Origin of the sequence: Corallococcus sp. CA047B (assembly GCF_003612065.1) — a bacterium.
In the GTDB taxonomy this organism is placed as follows: domain Bacteria; phylum Myxococcota; class Myxococcia; order Myxococcales; family Myxococcaceae; genus Corallococcus; species Corallococcus praedator.
Window position 1 is genome coordinate 1 of the sequence record NZ_RAWD01000558.1, and the last position, 2,976, is coordinate 2,976.

General features: G+C 72.7%; 2 protein-coding genes. Both read left to right on the top strand.

The genetic code is table 11. The features are described 5' to 3' along the window. On the top strand, window positions 1–1,724 hold a 1,724-nt coding region (locus D7X74_RS40890; RefSeq protein ID WP_147446881.1), incomplete at its 5' end, for a DUF4129 domain-containing protein. Next, the coding region (locus D7X74_RS40895; protein ID WP_120538331.1) for a DUF4350 domain-containing protein at window positions 1,717–2,976 on the top strand (1,260 nt) is incomplete at its 3' end. The genes D7X74_RS40890 and D7X74_RS40895, both read left to right, overlap by 8 nt.

Below are 2,976 nucleotides of genomic sequence, written 5' to 3' on the forward strand. Positions count from 1 at the left end.
TGCCCGCCCTGTACCTGACGCTCGCGTGGCTCTTGAGGGGCGTGGGCCAGGGGGCGGCGTGCCACTACGTGCAGGAGGTGCTGCTGGGCACACAGGCGGAGCCGTCCGTGCGTCCGTCCATGCGGGCGGCGCTGGGGCGGCTGCCCAGCCTGTGCATCGCGGTGGCGTATCTGGCGTTCTTCAACCTGATCACCATGACGCTGTCGCTGGGCATCTCGCTGTTCGTCCTCTCCGCGCAGGGCGTGGGCTACGCGGCCACGATGCAGGGCCGGGGCAGCCCGCTGAAGCTGTACGGCCTGTGCTCGCGGCTCTTGGGGCCCTCCCGGGGCACGGCCACGGGGGTGCGGTGGCTGATGGTCGTGCAGGTGCTGGTGTTCTTCAACCTGCACGTGGGGATCAACTTCCTGCTGTACCTGGCGCGGCACCTGGTGGGCATCGACCTGACGTTCACGGAGCGGTTCGCCTCGCTGGACAACCCGCCGTGGCTGATGTTCCTCGCGGCGACGACGTTCGCGCTCTTCGAGCCGTTGCGCGCGGCGACCGCGACGCTGCTGCTCGTTGACGGGCGCGTGCGGCAGGAGGGGTTGGATCTGCTGGCCGCCGTGCAGCAGCTTCCAGAGCGGAACGCGAAGCGCGGCGCGGTGGGCTCCGGAGACGCGAAGGGAATCGCCGCCGCGCTGCTCCTGGTCGTGGGCCTGCTCCTCGGAAGCCCCACCCCGGCCGAGGCCGCGCCGGCGAAGAAGCCGGAGACGTCCGAGCGCAAGGCCGTGCGCGCGCGGCTGGAGAAGGTGGCGGAAGCCTGTGAGATGCCCGAGCTGGTGGAGGGCACCGCGCTGAAGGACTTCGACGCGCTGGGCACGGCGGAGGGCGCGAAGCTGGAGCGCTTCGTGCGCCACCTGGAGCAGCAGGCCTACGACGACGATGACTGCGAGTCGGCGGCGGTGACGCTGGAGTCGGGGCTCGCGCAGGTGACGGCCACCGCGGAGGCCCAGGCGCGCGTGGATGCGCGAGCGGCGACGGACCGGGCGCGCTCCATCCTCGCGCGGCCGGAGTTCCAGGACCGTCCGGAGAAGGCTCCGAAGGAGCCCAAGGAAGAAGAAGTCCCCGAGGAACCGGGCTGGTGGCGCAGGTTCATCGACTGGCTGGGCCAGTGGCTGGAGGACCTCTTCCGCCGCAAGGATCCGCTGCCCCAGCCGAGGGAGACGGCCCTGCCGCTGAGTGGCGGCGCGGCGGCGAACGTCGTGGTCGTGGCCCTGGTGGCGCTGACGCTGGCGGTGCTGGCCGTGATTGTGGTGAACGTCCTGAAGCGGCGGCGCGGGGAGACAGGCCCGGCGCTGGAAGTGAGCACGGTGGATGCCGCGGCGCTCGCGGGCAATCCGGATCATGCGCTGTCGCGTCCGCCCGAGGGCTGGGCGCACCTGGCCGATGCGCTGGCGGCCCGGGGTGAATACCGCGAGGCGGTGCGCAACCTGTACCTGGCGCTGCTGTCACGCCTGCACCGCGACGGCGCCATCCTGTACGACGAGACGCTGAGCAACTGGGACTACCTGCGCGCGTTCCGGGGCCGGCCGGAGGTGAAGGCCCCCTTCCGAGAGCTGACGCGCCGCTTCGACTTCGCCTGGTACGGCAACGTGCCCGTGGGCAAGGACGGCTACACGGAGTTCCGCGCCATCACCGCCCCGCTGCTCGCCGCGCCGCCCGCGCAGGAGGCCGCCGGTGCGTGACCGCTTTCCGCTGCTCGTGCTGGGAAGCCTGCTGCTGGCCGGCGTGCTGGGCGCGTTCCTGGTGCGTGGCGCCCAGCGCGGCGGGTTCGCGGATCCGCTGTCCACCTTCCGCGCGGATCCGGATGGCGCACGGGCCCTGTTCCTGCTCGCGCAGGAGAGCGGCCTGCCGGTGACGCGGAACATGGCGGACCTGCGCCTCGTGTCCGGGCAGGAAACGCTGGTGCTCTTCGCCGTCGACGTGGAGGGCTCGCACGAGGAGGATCCGGATCAGACGCGGCTCGCCTCGGCCCTGGACGCGGGTGTGAGCGACGAGGAAGCACCGCACCTGGGCTTCAACGCGCTCCGGGCCCAGCAGCTCGACGACGCCGAACTCGAGCGGGTGCTGAAGCACGTGCGCGCGGGCCACTCGCTCGTGTACGTGCCCTGGGGCTCCCGCGAGAACCCGCTGCTGGACGCGCTGGGCGTGAAGCTGGACAAGGCGGACACGTCGCTGCCCATGCGCACGTTGGTGGCGCCGCTGCCCACGCCGTACACGCTGGGCGTGGAGCGCGTGGAGACGAAGGTGCAGGCCTACCTGCGGCTGCCGGAGAACGCCGTCCCCGTCCTGGAGGACGAACGGATGGGCCTGCCGGTGGCGGCGGTGATTCCCCTGGGCGAGGGCCGCGTGCTGGTGGTGGGCGCCCCGGAGCTCGCGATGAACCTGGCGCTCGCGCGGGCGGACAACGCCCAGTTCTGGCTGAGCGCGCTGGGCGCCCTGGGCCCCGGCCCCTACGCCTTCGACGAGTTCCACCACGGCTTCACCAACGAGCGCTCGCTCGTGGACTTCGCGCGCCGCTACGGCCTGCACTTCGCGGTGGCGCAACTGCTCTTCGGCGTCGTGCTGTGGGCGGGCGCCCTGAAGCGCTTCGGCCGGCCGCTGCCGCCCCCGGAGGCCATGCGCGTGGGCGCCACGGATGCCCTGTTCGCCATGAGCCGGCTCTATCGCGAGGGCCGCCACCACGCCTTCGCCGCGGGGCTCATCTCCCGGGGCCTCACGCAGCAACTGGCGCCGCTCGCGGGCCTGCCCTCCCATTCCACCGTCGCCGCCGTCGCCGAAGGTCTGCGCGCGCGGGGACGCCAGGACCTGGCGGACGGGCTCGTCGACGTGGCCCGCCAGTCCGACGCCGTGCAGAAGGACGCCGACCTGCAGGCCCTCGCCACTTCCGCCGCGCACCTGCGCGAGCGCATCCACCCCGCCGGCACTGGCCGGCGG